General features: G+C 39.5%; 19 protein-coding genes and 2 riboswitches. Of the genes, 3 read left to right on the top strand and 16 right to left on the bottom strand.

Annotated features, from left to right (window positions below):
* Window positions 1–124 precede the first annotated feature (124 nt).
* Window positions 125–1,156: a selenide, water dikinase SelD gene (gene selD, locus DWV85_RS07235; protein ID WP_123138428.1), complete on the bottom strand. Its 1,032-nt coding sequence runs from the start codon at window positions 1,154–1,156 to the stop codon at window positions 125–127.
* 9 nt (window positions 1,157–1,165) lie between these two features.
* A complete protein-coding gene (locus DWV85_RS07230) occupies window positions 1,166–1,369 on the bottom strand; it encodes a DUF951 domain-containing protein (protein WP_005387793.1) in 204 nt (67 codons plus the stop codon).
* A gap of 750 nt (window positions 1,370–2,119) precedes the next feature.
* Here DWV85_RS07230 and rbr point away from each other — a divergent pair.
* Entirely contained in the window at window positions 2,120–2,665 is a 546-nt protein-coding gene (rbr, locus tag DWV85_RS07225) for a rubrerythrin (RefSeq protein ID WP_004693830.1), read from the top strand.
* Between the two features lie 155 nt (window positions 2,666–2,820).
* Here rbr and thiM read toward each other — a convergent pair whose 3' ends face one another.
* Genes thiM through thiW form a run of 3 tightly spaced genes read right to left on the bottom strand, consistent with a single transcriptional unit; the run spans window position 2,821 to window position 5,667 of the window.
* The gene (thiM, locus tag DWV85_RS07220; protein ID WP_123138427.1) at window positions 2,821–4,341 is read right to left on the bottom strand and encodes a hydroxyethylthiazole kinase; all 1,521 of its coding nucleotides are present in this window, start codon (window positions 4,339–4,341) and stop codon (window positions 2,821–2,823) included.
* 13 nt (window positions 4,342–4,354) lie between these two features.
* On the bottom strand, window positions 4,355–5,188 hold the full coding sequence (gene thiD, locus DWV85_RS07215; RefSeq protein ID WP_004697995.1) for a bifunctional hydroxymethylpyrimidine kinase/phosphomethylpyrimidine kinase: 834 nt from the start codon (window positions 5,186–5,188) through the stop codon (window positions 4,355–4,357).
* On the bottom strand, window positions 5,188–5,667 hold the full coding sequence (thiW, locus tag DWV85_RS07210; protein WP_123138426.1) for an energy coupling factor transporter S component ThiW: 480 nt from the start codon (window positions 5,665–5,667) through the stop codon (window positions 5,188–5,190). The genes thiD and thiW overlap by 1 nt, the downstream gene beginning before the upstream one ends.
* Before the next feature lie 64 nt (window positions 5,668–5,731).
* A riboswitch (TPP riboswitch) is annotated at window positions 5,732–5,826 on the bottom strand.
* Between the two features lie 81 nt (window positions 5,827–5,907).
* A riboswitch (TPP riboswitch) is annotated at window positions 5,908–6,013 on the top strand.
* Between the two features lie 52 nt (window positions 6,014–6,065).
* Here thiW and cytX point away from each other — a divergent pair.
* Complete coding sequence (gene cytX / locus DWV85_RS07205) at window positions 6,066–7,250, top strand: putative hydroxymethylpyrimidine transporter CytX (RefSeq protein WP_123138425.1); 1,185 nt, start codon at window positions 6,066–6,068, stop codon at window positions 7,248–7,250.
* On the opposite strand, the gene DWV85_RS07200 is transcribed toward cytX, so the two are convergent.
* The 3 genes from DWV85_RS07200 to modA all read right to left on the bottom strand — a co-directional run bounded on the left by DWV85_RS07200 (window position 7,234) and on the right by modA (window position 9,579).
* On the bottom strand, window positions 7,234–7,860 hold the full coding sequence (locus tag DWV85_RS07200) for an ATP-binding cassette domain-containing protein (protein ID WP_123138424.1): 627 nt from the start codon (window positions 7,858–7,860) through the stop codon (window positions 7,234–7,236). The two genes, cytX and DWV85_RS07200, sit on opposite strands and share 17 nt — an antisense overlap.
* 8 nt (window positions 7,861–7,868) lie before the next feature.
* Complete coding sequence (modB, locus tag DWV85_RS07195; RefSeq protein ID WP_039965370.1) at window positions 7,869–8,537, bottom strand: molybdate ABC transporter permease subunit; 669 nt, start codon at window positions 8,535–8,537, stop codon at window positions 7,869–7,871.
* Window positions 8,538–8,790: 253 nt separating this feature from the next.
* Complete coding sequence (gene modA / locus DWV85_RS07190) at window positions 8,791–9,579, bottom strand: molybdate ABC transporter substrate-binding protein (protein ID WP_021147729.1); 789 nt, start codon at window positions 9,577–9,579, stop codon at window positions 8,791–8,793.
* A 369-nt stretch (window positions 9,580–9,948) separates the two neighbouring features.
* On the opposite strand from modA, the gene DWV85_RS07185 reads away from it, so the two are divergent.
* Window positions 9,949–10,938: an AEC family transporter gene (locus DWV85_RS07185; protein ID WP_123138423.1), complete on the top strand. Its 990-nt coding sequence runs from the start codon at window positions 9,949–9,951 to the stop codon at window positions 10,936–10,938.
* 59 nt (window positions 10,939–10,997) lie between these two features.
* On the opposite strand, the gene DWV85_RS07180 is transcribed toward DWV85_RS07185, so the two are convergent.
* From DWV85_RS07180 to trpS, 8 genes are all read right to left on the bottom strand, one after another.
* Window positions 10,998–11,288 (bottom strand): metalloregulator ArsR/SmtB family transcription factor, encoded by a 291-nt coding sequence (locus DWV85_RS07180; RefSeq protein WP_004693850.1) that lies wholly within the window; start codon window positions 11,286–11,288, stop codon window positions 10,998–11,000.
* 185 nt (window positions 11,289–11,473) lie between these two features.
* On the bottom strand, window positions 11,474–11,920 hold the full coding sequence (locus DWV85_RS07175) for a universal stress protein (RefSeq protein ID WP_004693853.1): 447 nt from the start codon (window positions 11,918–11,920) through the stop codon (window positions 11,474–11,476).
* Between the two features lie 169 nt (window positions 11,921–12,089).
* The gene (locus DWV85_RS07170; RefSeq protein WP_105086946.1) at window positions 12,090–13,361 is read right to left on the bottom strand and encodes a hypothetical protein; all 1,272 of its coding nucleotides are present in this window, start codon (window positions 13,359–13,361) and stop codon (window positions 12,090–12,092) included.
* Window positions 13,362–13,369: 8 nt separating this feature from the next.
* Window positions 13,370–14,125, bottom strand: a complete 756-nt coding sequence (locus DWV85_RS07165) for an amino acid ABC transporter ATP-binding protein (protein ID WP_004693856.1) — start codon at window positions 14,123–14,125, stop codon at window positions 13,370–13,372.
* A 152-nt stretch (window positions 14,126–14,277) separates the two neighbouring features.
* The gene (locus tag DWV85_RS07160; RefSeq protein WP_004693858.1) at window positions 14,278–14,934 is read right to left on the bottom strand and encodes an amino acid ABC transporter permease; all 657 of its coding nucleotides are present in this window, start codon (window positions 14,932–14,934) and stop codon (window positions 14,278–14,280) included.
* A 123-nt stretch (window positions 14,935–15,057) separates the two neighbouring features.
* Window positions 15,058–15,870: an amino acid ABC transporter substrate-binding protein gene (locus tag DWV85_RS07155; protein WP_004693860.1), complete on the bottom strand. Its 813-nt coding sequence runs from the start codon at window positions 15,868–15,870 to the stop codon at window positions 15,058–15,060.
* Between the two features lie 259 nt (window positions 15,871–16,129).
* A complete protein-coding gene (locus tag DWV85_RS07150) occupies window positions 16,130–16,606 on the bottom strand; it encodes a hypothetical protein (protein ID WP_021147724.1) in 477 nt (158 codons plus the stop codon).
* Window positions 16,607–16,642: 36 nt separating this feature from the next.
* Entirely contained in the window at window positions 16,643–17,629 is a 987-nt protein-coding gene (gene trpS / locus DWV85_RS07145; RefSeq protein ID WP_123138422.1) for a tryptophan--tRNA ligase, read from the bottom strand.
* Window position 17,630 lies beyond the last annotated feature (1 nt).

Genomic DNA, 17,630 nt, shown 5'->3' with positions numbered 1-17,630 from the left:
AAAGTATCAGCTATCAGCTATCAGCTATCAGCTATCAGCTATCAGCTATCAGCTATCAGCTATCAGCTAATAATAATTTAATTAAATATCTATCCTCAATAGTATAGACCTGATTTTTATAATTTTATTCTGTAACGCGTACCGCTAAACCACTGAAGCTTTCAACAGTACCCACAATAGCAGCACAGTCAATACCCGCCTTATGAAAGGCCTGAACAAGCGGCTCACCTTCGCTAGCAGGAACAGAGAATAGTAACCCACCAGAGGTTTGAGGATCAAATACAATATCCGACCATATAGGATCCAAGTCCTCATCAACTTGTACTTCAGTTATAGCCTTGCGATTACCATAAGATGCAGCCGGAATTAACCCCATTTGAGCCGCCTCGATGACATCATCAAAAAGAGGGATGTCGTAAACTTTAATATGAATCGTCACATTAGAAGCACTCGCCATTTCTACGGAGTGTCCCATGAGGCTAAAGCCTGTAACATCTGTACAAGCATGAACTGTAAAGTTATGCGCCACCTCAGCCGCTACACGATTTAAAGTACTCATACTAGTGACGGCCTGTTCCGTGCCTACAGGGAATAAATCTGCTTTCAACGCATTATTCATAATACCTGTACCAATGCGTTTTGTTAGCACCAACACGTCCCCTACTTGAGCACCTTTATTTTTCCAAATCTGATGGGGATTTACTTGACCAGTCACAGACATCCCAAAGATAGGTTCCTTATTTTCAATGCTGTGTCCACCTACGATGGCTGCACCAGCCTCGGCTACAATCGAACCAGCCCCATTTAACACATCCGTCAAAACACCTTGCTCGACGAGAGGAACCGGAAAGCCTACGATATTCATCGCTGTTAAAGGAGTTCCACCCATAGCATACACATCGCTTAGCGCATTAGCAGCTGCAATTTTACCGAATAAACCAGGATCATTAACCATAGGTGTAAAGAAATCTAAGGTTTGCACCAATGCAAAGGTATCCGAGATTTGATATACACCTGCATCATCGGCACCAGTCATATCTGCGAGAACATGTTCGTTAGTAACGGGTGTTACAGCTTTCAGCACACGGTTTAATATATGAGGCCCAATCTTACACGTGCAGCCTCCACTTGTCACATAATCAGTAAGTCGTACCATAATCCCTCCTTACTCATTTTCCGGCAATCGAGAGATGATTTTCTTAACAGCCTTCTCAAATTTAGGGCGCGGCATCAAGAGTTGATGACCACATCCATTACATACGATGAGAAAGTCTGTGCCGATTCGCTTAACTTCCCACTCATCACTGCCGCAAGGATGTGATTTTTTCATCTTCACTACATCGCCTACGTAATATCTAACAAATGCCATAGCGCCTCCTTTAACTTCTGTCAGTATTTATATATTTATTATACATAAAATAGTTGATTCTATAAATATATCCTGATTCTATAGTTCAATCGTCTATTACATAACCATAAAATTTTCGCCCTAAATATATAATGTACAGATTTGATATGTCTGCTGTTCTTATAATTAAAACCATAACACAAGAAAAATAGTATTATATAATCACCAAAAGATCACAAAAATGTTTATCTTAATCATTATATTTTATAGGGAAATATTAGTGCATCTAAAGAAATCAACATTAATAACTAAACAATAATGATTTTTCATTTAGTTATCATTCTCAATATCAAAATAAAGATTTTTTATAAATCCCATACTATTCAATCTTTATAAACCCACATTTTTACTACATTGATAATATTTATCATTTAGAAAATTTTCGAAATAAATTTTACAAAAAGACTTGCATTTCTCATTTAGTATGTTACAATATAGTCAACAATGATTATTCGTTAAGTGTACGGATAACACATTGTATATAAAACTGTTAAGACGGCAAGTGCCGAAACACACAAATAAGTAAGTACTATTTTAAGAGTTAAGCAAGTGTCTATTTAATCTAAGAATAAGTTTTCTTACTAAGGCGAAGTCGCCCTCGAAATTGATAGAATAAGTATTCTATTCCATTGCATTCACAACCAAGTGGTTATGAATATATACGTTAAGTAACAATTTTGAAAATTATCGTAAGTACAAAGGAGTATTAAAATGGCAGAATTAAAAGGTTCTAACACTGAAAAAAATCTTCAAGCAGCATTTGCTGGCGAATCCCAAGCATTCCAAAAATATACATTCTACGCTAGTGCAGCTCGTAAAGCTGGCATGAACGAAATCGCTGACTATTTCGAAGAAACAGCTCACAACGAATCTGCACATGCTAAATTGTGGTTCAAAGCTCTTCATGGTGGCGATATTTCCGCTGATATCGAAGCTAACCTTCGCGATGCAGCAGCTGGTGAAAACTACGAACATACTACAATGTACAAAGAATTCGCTGACGAAGCTGAAAAAGAAGGCTTTGCTAAAATCGCTTTCCAAATGCGCGAAGTTGGTAAAATCGAAGCTCGTCATGAAGCTCGTTACCTTGCATTAGCAGCTCAAGTATCCGGTAACAAAGTATTCCACAATGACGAACCAGTAGCTTGGATCTGTGCTAACTGCGGTTACGTACACGTTGGTGAAGAAGCTCCAAAAGTTTGCCCTGTATGTGCACACCCACAAGCTTTCTTCCACCGTTTCGTTGAATCCATCTAATCTATAAGTACGACACTAACTAGATTAATAACCTGTAAGTACAGATTTTAATAAAACTATACCTGTAAGTACAATCTAAACTTACAGTAAGTACTGACAACTTCCTTAACAAAAAGACGATGACATTTGTCATCGTCTTTTTTTGCATTCTTTTGCTAGATTTTTATTTTATCTACTAAATTTTTAAATTCTTCTGCTGCTTCATATGGATTATCTGCATGAGCAATAGCAGATATTACGGCTACTCCACTGGCACCAGCTTGCAAAACAGGCGTTGCGTTAGCTAACGTAATCCCACCTATACCAACACAAGGTAATGTTAAGCCTTCTGCTCGTAACTCAGTAATACAATCTGGTCCGCATGGCTCTTGTGCATCAGGTTTGCTACTTGTAGCATACATAGGACCTACACCGACACAATCTGCATACACTACATCAGTCTTATGAAGTTCCTCCACAGAATGAATGGATATACCAACAACCTTATTTCCTACAAGATTACGAACGTCTTCTAAACGCATATCCTCTTGTCCTACGTGAACACCATCAGCATTAACAGCCACTGCTAAGTCTACATCGTCATTAATAATATAAAGCACATTATACACGGCACAAATTTCTTTTAACTGCTGAGCTAATTCTAGTTTCTGTTGTCCTTCTAATGTTCCTATGCCCTTCTCTCTAAACTGAAAGCATGTAACGCCACCCCGACAAGCAGCTTCAACAGTGTCCAATAAATGTCTTTCATTAAATCCTACATCCTGTGTACCACTAATAAAATATACCTTTAATTGATCAGGTACAACTACGGGGCGTATTCGATTTTTAGATAAAAGCATCGCATCATCGAATTCATATAAGGCATCCATAAATGCCACACTAAAGATGCCAGGTTTTACACCGCTCACCTTAACCGCACTTTCACCAGCAAGTCCATAGTAAGCCAGTGCATACGCAAGAAACTCACCGATAGACAGGTTATCCATAAATGGATAATAGGAACTAAAGAATGCAGCTAAGACAGCTCCTAATAGACAGCCGGTCCCTGTTACCGCTGTCATGATTGAGTGACCATGAGGAACTGCAAATACGCGAGTTCCATCAGAAACGTAGTCCTCTTCCCCCGTTGCGACGACAGGACAGTTAATTTGGCGTGCAAGACGATACGTTATAATTGCGCTATCCTCAACTTGTTCTCCATCTACACCCTTACCCGAAAGAGAACTATCAATCTTATGATTTGTATTAAGAGCATCATAGATGGCTTTAATTTCACTTTGGTTCCCTCGTAGCAACGAAATAGCACCAGTTTTAATCAAGTCTAAAACAACAGATAATCGATAAGCCCCGGCGTGACAACCCACAGGGTCTAGTATAATGGGTACCTCATGAGCCTTCGCTAATTTAACAGCCTCTTTGTAATAAGTAACCTTATCTGGTGTAACGGTCCCAATATTGATGAGCAGTGCAGAAGCATGAACGATAAGGTCTTTTAAGTCTTCGCTACACTCACTCATCACGGGTGATGCACCGATGGCTAGCAAACCGTTAGCTGTAAAGGTCCGCACCACATCATTGGTAATACAAATAACAAGAGGATTTTTTTTGCGTAGAGACTCTAATATATTCAGTTCGGACCAATTTGAACCATTTATATTTGGATTGTTGTAGGTCATATAACTATCTCCTCTAGTCATTTTTCAAAAGTTCATCCATCGTTTGAGGGCCATTTACCAATAACCCATAAGCCATATGATTAACAGGTCCACAGCCATTTCCAAGTGCTGGATTATGCTTAATCGCAAGGGAAATATAGTTCTTTGCAATGCCAATTGCATCCATTACATCACGCCCTTTGGCGAGCTCTGCCGTAATAACCGCCGAGAAGGTGCAACCCGTACCGTGAGTATGAACAGTATCATATTTAGGACTTGTCCACGTACGCACATCTCCATCTTTGGTGAAAGCATAATCCGTAGCATCATCTCCAATATGGCCGCCTTTTATAATAACCACTCGAGGTCCTAATTCATGTAAAATACGCTTAGCTGCTGTTGTAATGTCACTTTCACAAGAGATAGACATATCCGCTAACACCTCTGCCTCGCTACGATTAGGTGTAATAACTGTAGCGACCGGAATGAGTTTAGATTTTAAGAAATCGACGGCCTCATCCGATACAAGTCGATCACCGCTGGTGGCAATCATAACTGGATCCATCACATAAGGGATGTTCTTACTCACATAAGGATAGATGAGATCCATCATCTCTGGTAAAGCAATCATACCTGTCTTAACGGCTTGAGGAAGAATATCTGAATATACATCGTGTAACTGTTTTTCTATGCTTTCTAGCGATAGGTGTTCTACGTGGTGAACCCCTGTTGTATTTTGGGCTACTACGGAGGTAACCACTGCCATACCATATACATGGCGGCTTTGGAAGGATTTTAGATCGGCCATAATGCCAGCGCCACCACTAGGGTCGGTACCGGCAATTGTTAATGCTGTATGTAGTTTCATTATGCCTCCTTATGTAACAAATTACGTCGAGATAAGATTTGTAATACCACGAAGCCAATACAAGCTCCGCTAATAGAGCTCATGGAGAAGGATGTAATCAAAGTCAACAACGCCAACGGTTTACCTAGTAAGAAGTTAGCAATTGGATAGCTAATAAGAGCCCCGAGAAGACCTGTACCTATGATTTCTCCTAAAGCCGCCGCCCATATGGCATTGTACTTCTTATATAGATACGCAGATAACCAAGCGCCAATCATACTGCCTGGAAAGGCTAAGGGAGAACCTAGCGCTAGTACATTACGTAAACAAGAGGTACTAAAGGCGGCACCTACAGAGAATCTCGTCCCTACTACAACGGCTAAAATCACATTTATCATATGTTGAAATGGAAAAATTCGAGCAGGCCCAATCGGAATCGACGTAGTCGATAAGACGACACCCAAGGCCACACATATACTAGCAATAATCAGTTTTTTCATAATACCTCCAACTAAATAAAAAATGAGACCACCTCAAATGGAATGGTCTCGTAATAGTTTGGTATTATGTTTCATTCCACTTCCCTACGCCAGTATTATCTGGATCAGGTCTAGGGTTTTGAATGATCAATCTCAGCAAAAGCACCCCTAGTGGCCATATATTTTTATACTCTAGTTATAACATCATTATACAATCTATGCAACAAAAGAATTGACGGTTCTCCCACCACCTCGTATAATGAAGCCATAACGGGGTGCTCACACGAGTGGGCTGAGAGTAAGCTAATGCTTTAACCCATAACCTGATTTGGATAATGCCAACGTAGGGAACATAGAGGATTAAAAGCCGAGTTCCCATGAGCTCGGCTTTTTCTATGACTTCCTGGCAAGGAGGACGTATGACAGATACACACATTACACAACCACAGTTCGCCATGATATGGTTTGGTGCCGCCCTATCTATAGCGGAGATTATGACCGGCACCTATCTGGCACCCTTAGGCCTCACTCAAGGACTATATGCCATCATCTTAGGCCATATCATCGGCGGTATTCTGCTCTTTGGAGCAGGACTCATCGGTGGCCGTTTGCGGCAAGGCAGTATGAACACGACAGCCTTTAGCTTTGGTCCCTTAGGGGCAAAGGGCTTTGCCTTTTTAAATATGATCCAACTAATCGGTTGGACTAGTATCATGATTTACGATGCTATGCTTGCCTTACAAGAGCTGGCGCCCCTATCTCCTATGATTTGGACTATTGCTATTGGGGCGCTCGTCATTTTATGGCTCTTCATCGGTCTCCACAATACAGGCTATATTCAAGCTATCGTATCTGTTTTATTACTAGGCCTCACACTCTACATGGGAGTTCACATGATTTCTCAATGGCCTAGTGACAGTAGCTTCATGACTAATGGCAATATGAGCTTTATAGCAGCCCTTGAGCTATCAATCGCTATACCACTGTCTTGGCTACCTCTCATCAGTGATTATACTCGTGAAAGCAAAAGCCCTTTCTCCGCATCACTAACAAGTGCTACCATCTACACGGTAACGAGTGTCGCCATGTACACCTTGGGCCTTAGCGCGGCGATCTTCGGCGGTGGGGACTCTATCATTACTATTATGATGAACGCAGGCCTTGGTCTTGCAGGACTCATCGTCATTATCTTCTCCACTGTAACTACGACCTTCATGGACGCTTACTCAGCTGGCGTATCTAGTACGACTATCTATAATGGAGCATCTAGTAAAGGCGTAGCTGTTATCGTAACCATTGTCGGCGCCATTGCAGCCATCCTATATCCGATGGACGATATTACAGAATTCCTATATCTCATCGGATCCGTCTTTGCTCCAATGATTGCCATCTTGTTGGCAGACTATTTTGTCAATCGCCAACAAGTGCAAACGCTATCGGCTTATCTAGTTCGCGGGTTGATTTGGGCTATAGCCGTAGGTTTATACCATTATATGTTGCATAGTGAAAGCTCCATAGGTGCAACACTACCAGCCTTTACAATAGCATTTATCGTAACATCCATCGTTGGATTCATAAGTAAAACTGCTAACACCTTACTATAAGCCCATCTTCACAGGTCCAGTGCCGATTTCCAACCATTTCGGCTTCGCTTTCATCATGGGTAACCCATACACATGGCACATCCCATTCGCGAATAATGGAAACAAGATCCTCTCGAACATGCTTACGTAAATTCCAGTCTAGTGCAGATAATGGTTCATCAAGAAGCAAGATGGTTGGTTTAGAGTAAAGAGCACGCCCCAATGCAACGCGTTGCTGCTCACCACCAGACAAGCTACCTGCTTTCGTTTTACGATATTTCTCAAGGCCTAAGCGTTTTAATAAGCTGTCACACATCTCTGACGTGCCTCGTTTACTATAGGTAATATTATGTTCCACCGATAAATGTGGAAATACGATATTACCTTGTGGCATATAGCCAACTTGACGTTCTTGAGCAGGTACCCAGATTTTTTTGTCGCGATCAACCCATATAGTTTCATCATATTGAATGCTACCTGTAGTCGGTTTCACAAGACCTGCAATGCACTTAATAAATGTACTTTTACCACTGCCAGATTGGCCTGTTAACACGGTAATACCAGAAGAAAATACACCATCGGCTTTCACAGTCACAGAAGGTCTAGCTACGGTAAAGGAAAATGTAATCATCGGACCTCCTAATTATTATCAATGTGCCGGAACAAGGACCCCTTTGTGATGAGGTGAATCCCGCTCAACAATGCCAATGTAAGAACACATATATATATAACTAATTCAAAGGCATCCATGTACTGCCCTGCCTCTACATAAGAGTAGATAGCAAGTGGCATGGTGCGTGTTACCCGTGGAATATTACCGGCAATCAAGATTGTAGCTCCAAATTCGCCCATAGCACGACAAAATGCTAAAATACTGCCCGTCAAAATGCCTTTCCAAGCGAGTGGTACAGAAATAGTAAAAAAGATACGTAACTCTGAAGCACCCAATGTGCGCGCTACGTCCTCCATATTATGATCGACAGATTGTAATGCAGAACGCACCGTCTGATAAAATAATGGAAACGCAATAACTGAAGATGCTACCACCGCCCCAGATGCGGCAAACACAACGCTCATCCCATGCGCCTCAAGCCATGCGCCAAAGGCATAGCCTGGCGTAAACACCATGAGAAGAGCAAAGCCAACAACAACTGGTGGCAATACAAGCGGCAAGGTAATAAGTGCATCAATAATAGCCATGCCACTCCATTTACAGCGATTCATCCAATAACATGCGGCTAAACCACTTACAATCACTATGATAAGAGCTATACTTGCTACCCATAGTGATAGCCATAATGGACTCATGTCACGCCCCCTTTCTATACACAACAACTCTACAATATGTGCTATATCCATTAGTCCCAAAATATTTTTAAGCAAATTATATGCCTAAAATCATATCATATACTAGATTATTTAACAGTCATCACTACAAATGAGCTAGAAATTACATACAGTTAAAAATAGCATACCCTTAGAAATAATGTTATTAGTAATACCAATAATGTCTCTATTGTATCATAAGAAAACGCTAGCCCTGAAAGCTAGCGTTTTACTCTTATTTAGAAGTAGAGAAACCGTATTTTTCTAATACTTTTTGGCCTTCTGGGCTCATTACGTATTGGTAGAAGTCTTTTGCCAATGCGTTGTCATATTTTTTGATAATACCGATTGGATAGATAACTGGATCATGAGAGTCAGCAGGTGTTACAGCAGAGATTTCAACGGCATCACCCGCTGCAATAGCATCAGTTTTGTAGATGAAACCAACATCACCAGCACCTTGGCTAATGGAAGCGGTTACAGCTTTAACGTCTTTCGCATACACTACATTAGGTTCTACTTGTTCCCAAACGCCTAGTTTTGTTAATACCTGTTTACCATAGTTACCAGCTGGTACTGTTTCAGGGTTACCTAACACGATACGTTTTACGGAAGCGATTTGATTTAATTCAACTTTAGGTTGGCCTTTTGGAACTACAAGAACGAGTTCGTTAGTTACAAATGGTTTTACGTCAGTTACTAAGTCTTTCTCTTGTAACATTTTCATGTTTTTTTCGTCAGCAGAAATGAACAGACTAGCTGGCGCACCTTGTTCGATTTGTTGACGTAATGTACCAGAGCCAGCAAAATTAATAGCAATTTGATCATCTGCTAAGTTATGGCTTTTTTTGTATGCATCTGCCAATTCGGTAAGAGCACCTTTAAGACTCGCTGCAGCTTGTACAGTAATCTTTTCCGATGTACTTGGTTTAGCCGACTCAGCTTGTTTACTTGCATCATTACCACAACCAACTAAAAAGGCAAGCATGAAAACGCTCATTAACACTAATAAAATTCGTTTCATAATTCCTCCTGTGTATCCCTTATGACCCATGCTATAAAGCTATGCTTACTCACCCTAGAGATACATAATCTAACACTAAACTAAAATATACAATATATTCATATTATACTATAAATCGATAGCTAAAGTCGTATATCCAAAAACACATATTGCATAGATATTTCTGATGATTATGATAAGTAATCATAATCAATAATTTTTTAAATCCCAAAAAATACATACTATGGTATGATAATATTATAAAGAATAAGCACATTCTATAATGCTTATTCACTTTTAACTTATATAAGATAACTGTATATTTGCTTTATATTTATATGATACATTAAAACTATGCCTTTATATTAATGAGAAACTCTAGGTGAGATGATGAATCTATTCGAATTAGTAGGCCATATCTTTATAAACTCTATGGTACCTATCCTAGTACTTATAGGGGTAGGATTTGTATTAGATAGAAAATTTAAACTCGATCTATATACACTGAGTAAACTAAACTTTTATATACTGCTGCCCACCTTTATATTTCGAGCGATGTACGAAGCCAAACTTAACTCAGGTACCTTGGAAATTGTATTCTGTGCGCTTTGTGTACTCATACTAAACTCCATTCTTTCAGATGTAGTAGGAAAGATGCAAGGTTATGATGTGGCTAAGATTGCAACTCTGAAAAACTGCGTCATGTTCAATAATGTTGGGAACATGGGTGTCGCTCTTGCCATCTTTGTATTTACTAACATTCCCTACGTCATCGATGGTGCTACACCCTATGCTAATCTAGGTTTAGTGAGTGTTGTATCTATCATGATTATCCAAACTATTAGCAGTAATACCTACGGTTTCTACCAAGCGGGAGCAGGACGATTAACCCCTCAGGATGCACTAAAAGTCGTATTTCACATGCCCATGATATATGCCATTCCACTGGCACTACTTTGCCACCTACTCCCTTTTGATTTGCACGGCCTCTTCTTCTTTGCACCGCTCAATATATTTGCCAATGCCTTCGTTGGCGTCGCTATGATTGCCTTAGGTGTGCAAATTAACAGAACACCACTAAACTTCTTTAAGATAGATGTCATGCTTGCTACCACATTACGACTCATTGTGAGCCCACTCATAGCAGCTGGTATTACCATACTATTCATTATGTTCTACGGCCCTATGCATCCAATAGCGGCACAAACCATCATTATAACCTATAGCGTACCAACGGCTATTAATATGTCACTCATCGCTATTGAAATGAAAAACAACCCAGAATACGCTACCCAAATCGTTATGGGCACAACTATTCTATCAGCTATAACAATGCCATTATTTGTAACAATTGCTTACTATCTTTTCCCATTATATTAAATATAAAAACACATTCCCTCCTAAATAGGACGAAATGTGTTCATGATACCAAAATGTAATTATTGATGAGCTACGTGTTCCATCCCCATGCGAACTAAACATTCAACATGATCATCGTTTAGAGAATAGTATGCTGTTTTCCCATCTTTACGATATGTAACAAGGCGTGCTTGACGCAATACACGCAATTGATGAGAAATAGCAGATTGTCCCATCTCCATGGTTTCTGCAATGTGATTAACACACATTTCATTTTCTAGTAATAGCTCTACTATTTTAAGGCGTGTAGGATCACCCAAGATTTTAAACAGTTCTGCTAGCTTCAGCAATGATTCTTGTTTGTCGGTCATATAATCCCCCTTTTTCAATCCTATCCATTCTTTTTTGTAGCTCTTCTGTGTCACTAATCGATACGTCTTAACGTATAACGCCAATATGTATGGCATACATATAAACATTATATCATTTTTAACATAAAAAAGAGACTTTGAGAAACCAAAGTCTCTTTTTTTATCATATCTATATAAGATATAAATTATTTAATGATTAATACAGGGCAAGTGGAGTGGCTAGTTACATAGCTACTTACGCTACCCATGAATAAGCCTTTCAAAGGGCCAAGACCACGGCTACCCATTACGATGAGATCAGCATTGTATTTTTTTGCCACTGCAAGTAGTGCAGGACCAGGGGAGCCAACTTCGAAAACACTTTTAACTTTTACGCCTGCAGGAATTTCTTTCACTACATCATTAAGAATTTCCTTACCAGTTTCTTCCATATCCTCAGCAATTTGCTCAGATACGTATCCACCAGAAATTGGTGTTTGATCAAAATTGGAAATAGCAGACACAATATTTGCAACGTGAACAACAATCAATTCAGCTTGGTTGCGATCCGCTACAGCGAGAGCATGTTCCAACGCACGTTTAGCATTTTCAGAACCATCAGTAGGTACGACAATAGTTTTGTAGGTAACCATAATAACCCCTCCTATTCCTAATCCCTCAAAGGGGATATGATCAAATATCGTTTAGCCTATACTAATATATTCTAGACCATCAAGGAAAACTCCTCTTTTTTCTGAGGATTTATTACATTATAGCACAAATCGTACAGAATTATACAAATAAAAGAATATTATGCGTATATTAAAGAACTTGAGACGATTGGTTTGTATTGAGTGTAGTCGTCAATTTAAAGCCATCTAATATATCTATAAGTTCCTGAGTAGCAAGATTACTACCGGATGGACCAATCATTCGAGCTACTGCCACATTACCTTCATTGCCAAGAATAATCGTTGCGCCAAAGGATACTGGTTCCGCTACAGATGTATCAGACGTATTTGGATTTTTCATATGGCCCGCCAAATAGAACATCACATTACCGTCAATGATATGCGTTTCATAACGAGTAATCGTGGCCTTGTTCACATCAACCAATTGTTTAAGATAATAATCACCAAGCATCTGCTTAGCCATCATAGTTGGCATGCCGGAGCTAACAGCTTGTACTGGAATTGTAAAGGACTCAATGTCGAGGCGTACATTATGTTTAGTGAAAGCAATCTTCCCCTTTTCATTAAGACGGGTAAAGCCTTTCGGATAGGTAAATTTGATGCCTTCTGCAACACTGATATCGCTTGTGCCGGTTAATATTTTTTTTACCCCTTTAATAGCATTAGAACCGCGCTTATTGATCAATTCAAAGGATGGGATTGTATGCTCCATCAAACCTAGCTCCATAAACTCTGCACGAACAGGAGCATAGGTGCTAGACAAATTGTACCGATGAGTTGGATCTTTTTCCATGATAAATTCTGCTTCAAATACAGACTGAACCGGCTCTGTAGATGTCATGTCCGCATAAGATTTTGGTGTACTCTTATCCCAGCGTGCGGAAACTGCACCTTTCTTAGTAAAGAACCCACCAACAATATCGTTATGCTCAAAGTTATTGCTATGTTGGCGCCAAATATTCAAATACTCCTCATTAGACATGCCCTTAATAGGTACACCATACCAAGTTGTATTCCATTCTTTTTGAGATACTCCTTCTTGCGGTGTATTATTGCGCTTAGTAAAAGATACTGTATAGGAATCCTCTTGCGTAGGGCCCGCTAAATTAAAGGAATACCCTTGAATATGTTCGCTTTCACTACGCACATCCATATCTAGCATAACACCATCAGCTACACGCCAAGGAATCGAGAACATATAACCATTTTTGTAATCCTTCACCACCGTGTTCATCTTAGTAGCATAGGATTTGTATTGTTCTGGCAAAATAGATGCGGAATCCTTCTGAGATTCCACAATAGATAAAGGTGTATCAGGTGTCTTCTGTAAACCTTCCGCCATAATAGAAGTCGTTCCCAAAGCCATGACAGCTAAGGTTGCCGCAAATAAACGTAACTTCATAGAACCTCCTATAACATATTATCCAAGAACGCTTTCGTTCTTTCGTTCTGCGGATGATTAAAAATTTGTTCTGGTGTTCCTTCTTCTTGGATAACACCATCAGCCATAAAGATAACACGATCCGATACTTCTCGAGCAAAGTTCATTTCATGAGTTACGATAATCATCGTCATGTGATCGTCCGCCAATTGTTTAATCGTCTTAAGAACCTCACCAGTAAGCTCTGGATCGAGAGCAGATGTAGGTTCATCAAAGAGCATAATTTCAGGATTCATCGCTAGCGCACGAGCAATAGCTACACGCTGTTGCTGACCACCAGACAAGCGAGATGGATACATATTACGTTTTTCCCATAACCCTACTTTATTGAGTAGTTGCTCCGCAATCGGTGAGATTTCATCATCTTTCATACCTTTTACCATACGTGGAGCAATCATAATATTATCTAATACCGTCATATGCGGGAACAAGTTGAAAGATTGAAATACCATCCCCATACGAAGCAATAATTCATGCTGAGTTTGAGGAGAAGCATATTTTACAACCCCATTTTCAGTACTAGCAAGAACCGTACCATCAACGGTAATAGAGCCTCCATCAATCGTTTCTAACTGGCCCAAGCAGCGTAAAAATGTGGATTTACCTGAACCAGAAGGTCCAATAATAGAAACGATTTCTCCTCTATTCATTTTAAGCGACACATCGCGCAATACTGATTGATTATTAAAGCGTTTTTCAATACGCTCCATATTTACAAATGTCATAAGTACCTCTTACGTCGTCATATTAAGTATATAACCAGCACCTCAAGTAAAGATATCTCATCTACAAAATCGCATCTATAGCATCAAATAAAAGTATCTCACCTATAAAACTAGCTACATCATTACATACGACAAACTATCATAGAATTAGATTAATCTTCGTATACAGCAAATCTTCGTTCTAAGTAGTTGAAGATATTCGTTAAAATAAAGGTAAAGATCAAGTAGAATAATGCTGCCACGAGGAATGCAGAAATATCAAAGTCACGTTGTACGATAGATTTTGTAATACGCAAGATATCATTCATCGCTAATACATATACAAGAGATGTATCTTTCAATAAGTTAATCGTCTCATTCGCAAGAGGAGGCAATACACGTTTAAACATTTGTGGCAAAATGATCTTACGCATAGTTTGTGCATAGGTAAAACCAAGCACCTTCGCCCCTTCGTACTGACCTCGAGAGATAGATTGAATGCCCCCACGGAAAATCTCACATAAATAAGCTGCGTAGTTTAATACGAAGGTAAGAACTGCTGCCGTCGCATCATCCATTTGAATGGCACCGTCTGTGATGATTGGTAATGCATAATAGACGAATAAAATTTGTAGCATCAACGGTGTGCCCCGCATTAAATATACGAAAGCATCGACAAGCTTATCTACTAAAGGCAATTTAGATAGGCGTAACATAGCCATTAAAATGCCGCCAGGAATAGATAAAATCCATACAATACAGAATAGCGATACGGTTACCTTTAAACCATCAGCGATGGTTGGGATAATCTGCAATAAATAATCTAACATGAAAGACTCCTTCAAAACACGACTAGAGAAGGGCCATCTGGCCGCTTCTCTAGTGTACATTTCGTTCTTTAATTATCAGTTGTACCTACTGACCATAGTACTATTAGTATATCACGAATTGTACTATTTAGCATCGCTCTTATCTAAGTCTGCGCCTGAGCCTAACCATTTTTCAGCAATTTTATCAGCAGTACCGTCTTTTTTCATTTCAGCTAAGATACCATTAATTTTGTCACGCAAAGCAGTATCATCTTTGCGGAAACCAACAGCGAAATTATCAACGCCGTAGTCAGTACCTTCTACGATTTTGTATTTACCAGGTTCTTTTGTCATAAGATAACGAGCGATTACACCGTCAGCAATAACCGCATCAACACGACCAATACCAAGATCCATAAATGCACTTACAAAATCCGCATAGGATTTTGTTTCTTTAACCGTCTTACCGCTTGGGTCGTTTTGCAATGCTGCTTCACCAGTACTAGCTTGTTGCACGCCTACTACCTTACCAGCTAAATCGGCTTTACCTTTAATGGAATCATCGTCATTACGAACAATGACATATTGTTTATCCTTCATATATGTATTGGAGAACAAAATATTTTTCTCCCGCTCAGGAGAAACTGTTAAGCCATTCCACAACGCATCAATTTTTTTTGATTTTAGTTCCGCTTCTTTACTAGACCAGTCGATAGCTTTGAACTCTACATCCATGCCAGCACGTTTAGCTGCTTCTTTAGCCATGTCGATATCAAAGCCAACGATTTCACCTTTTTCATCTTTAAAGCCCATTGGAGGGAAACTATCATCTAAACCGATAACAACTTTCTTAGGCAATTCTGTATTAGCTTTTTTAGCGTCACCACCACAACCTGTTACAAATGCCATCATAGACACGGCTGCAAGGCCAACGGCCATCATCTTTTTCCAATTCATAACTATCCTCCACGGCGATTATCGCCCATTTACTACTTAATAATATGTTCAATACAGATTTAGATTCCGTACTTAATGATTGTATTATACTTTAGTTTGTTAAAGTTGTAAATAGTTAATTCGATGAATTTTGCATTTTTTATTTTACAGACTCTCCACATATATAGTTTATGATTCTAGATTCATTTGCTTTATGTTTCTGTAGTCCTATATTTATATTTATGTATGCCTATATTATATGACGCTTCGTACTTACACTTTATGACTGCGTATGTTTATGGATAGCCTCAATCATCGCCATTTTATCCTTATACGCCACCTGATGCAGATCAAGTGGTATCACATAGATCCCACCATGACCATTCATTGCTTGCAACTCACGCCATTCCTCAGTGAATCCAATAATATGCTCATAATCAACAAAGACGAAATATTCATCCCCATAGAATAAACTGTGAAAGTATTCTTTCACAGAAAAAGGCCTACGTTTTAACACGAGGCCCTTTTCACAGATAAAAGCTTGACTTTCACCTAATCTATGAAGGGTCCATAATATCACGAGCAACAACAGATAATACCATACACGTTCCGCCCAGTCTGAGGGCATATATTTTACAATCAACGCACACGCAACTAGACCGATGATGCGACCGGTCCATTGTATACCACGATGTATTTCTAAGCTCTGTTGTACGGCACCTGATAAAAAGCGTTCCATCGCCTCTTGTTTCGTCATGGTTTACCTCACAAATTGAAAGTCTACTATATGATTTTATTTACGGCACAAGCCCATAGCTTGCTCTACTTTACGATACATTTGACTCGCTTTAGCATGAGCCTTAGCAGCCCCTTCATCGAGAATTACATCCAACTCAGGACTTGTAATCAATTCATTGTAACGTTGTTGAATTGGCTCAAGGGTTGCTACTAATAGATCGGCAATATCGGATTTAAATACACCGTAACCCTTACCAGCATACATTTCTTCGATAGATTCGTAGCTGTCTTTTGTAATAGCACAGTAAATCCCCATCAAGTTAGAGATGCCAGGTTTATTTTCTTTATCATAGCGAACCGCATTATCAGAATCAGTTTGAGCTCGTTTCAACTTTTTCACGATTAAATCTGGTGCATCCAAAAGACGGATTGTAGCATTTTGGTTATCATCAGATTTACTCATTTTCTTAGTTGGTTCTTGCAAGCTCATAACGCGAGCGCCACCTTCTCCGACCTTGATATCAGGTACTACAAAAGTTTCACCGAATCTACGGTTAAAACGCTCTGCTAAATTACGAGTCAACTCGAGATGTTGCTTTTGGTCTTCCCCTACAGGAACATAATTCGTACCATATAGCAAAATATCTGCCGCCATCAACGGTGGATACGTAAGCAATGCAGTTGGAATAGAATCCCCTTGCTTTTGAGACTTATCCTTGTACTGAGTCATACGCTCTAATTCGCCAACATAGCTAATAGATTGCATAACCCAACCGAGCTTAACATGCTCAGGTACTTCAGATTGAACAAACAATGTTACCTTTTTAGGATCAAGGCCAACCGCAAGGTACAATGCAGCCAAATTACGAGTGTTTTGAAATAATTCTTTTGGATCTTGCGGTACCGTAATCGCATGTTGGTTAACGATACAATAGTAACATTCATCAGTATCTTGATAGTCTAAGAAATTACGTAAAGCCCCCAAATAGTTACCAAGTGTTAACTCCCCACTTGGTTGGATGCCGGAAAATATAACTGCCATA

The organism is Veillonella sp. AF13-2 (assembly GCF_003603295.1).
GTDB classification, from domain to species: Bacteria; Bacillota; Negativicutes; order Veillonellales; family Veillonellaceae; genus Veillonella; species Veillonella parvula_E.
This window is presented reverse-complemented; position numbering and strand designations above follow the sequence as displayed.

Bases quoted from the DNA above. Each gene is read 5' to 3' on its own strand.
- DWV85_RS07165 (WP_004693856.1), bottom strand. From the start codon at position 14,125: ATGACATTTGTAAATATGGAGCGTATTGAAAAACGCTTTAATAATCAA.
- thiD (WP_004697995.1), bottom strand. From the start codon at position 5,188: ATGAAACTACATACAGCATTAACAATTGCCGGTACCGACCCTAGTGGT.
- selD (WP_123138428.1), bottom strand. From the start codon at position 1,156: ATGGTACGACTTACTGATTATGTGACAAGTGGAGGCTGCACGTGTAAG.
- rbr (WP_004693830.1), top strand. From the start codon at position 2,120: ATGGCAGAATTAAAAGGTTCTAACACTGAAAAAAATCTTCAAGCAGCA.
- DWV85_RS07175 (WP_004693853.1), bottom strand. From the start codon at position 11,920: ATGGTTACCTACAAAACTATTGTCGTACCTACTGATGGTTCTGAAAAT.
- cytX (WP_123138425.1), top strand. From the start codon at position 6,066: ATGACAGATACACACATTACACAACCACAGTTCGCCATGATATGGTTT.
- DWV85_RS07230 (WP_005387793.1), bottom strand. From the start codon at position 1,369: ATGGCATTTGTTAGATATTACGTAGGCGATGTAGTGAAGATGAAAAAA.
- thiM (WP_123138427.1), bottom strand. From the start codon at position 4,341: ATGACCTACAACAATCCAAATATAAATGGTTCAAATTGGTCCGAACTG.
- DWV85_RS07150 (WP_021147724.1), bottom strand. From the start codon at position 16,606: ATGACGAAACAAGAGGCGATGGAACGCTTTTTATCAGGTGCCGTACAA.
- modB (WP_039965370.1), bottom strand. From the start codon at position 8,537: ATGAGTCCATTATGGCTATCACTATGGGTAGCAAGTATAGCTCTTATC.
- DWV85_RS07170 (WP_105086946.1), bottom strand. From the start codon at position 13,361: ATGAAGTTACGTTTATTTGCGGCAACCTTAGCTGTCATGGCTTTGGGA.
- DWV85_RS07155 (WP_004693860.1), bottom strand. From the start codon at position 15,870: ATGAATTGGAAAAAGATGATGGCCGTTGGCCTTGCAGCCGTGTCTATG.
- DWV85_RS07200 (WP_123138424.1), bottom strand. From the start codon at position 7,860: ATGATTACATTTTCCTTTACCGTAGCTAGACCTTCTGTGACTGTGAAA.
- thiW (WP_123138426.1), bottom strand. From the start codon at position 5,667: ATGAAAAAACTGATTATTGCTAGTATATGTGTGGCCTTGGGTGTCGTC.
- trpS (WP_123138422.1), bottom strand. From the start codon at position 17,629: ATGGCAGTTATATTTTCCGGCATCCAACCAAGTGGGGAGTTAACACTT.
- DWV85_RS07160 (WP_004693858.1), bottom strand. From the start codon at position 14,934: ATGTTAGATTATTTATTGCAGATTATCCCAACCATCGCTGATGGTTTA.
- modA (WP_021147729.1), bottom strand. From the start codon at position 9,579: ATGAAACGAATTTTATTAGTGTTAATGAGCGTTTTCATGCTTGCCTTT.
- DWV85_RS07185 (WP_123138423.1), top strand. From the start codon at position 9,949: ATGAATCTATTCGAATTAGTAGGCCATATCTTTATAAACTCTATGGTA.
- DWV85_RS07180 (WP_004693850.1), bottom strand. From the start codon at position 11,288: ATGACCGACAAACAAGAATCATTGCTGAAGCTAGCAGAACTGTTTAAA.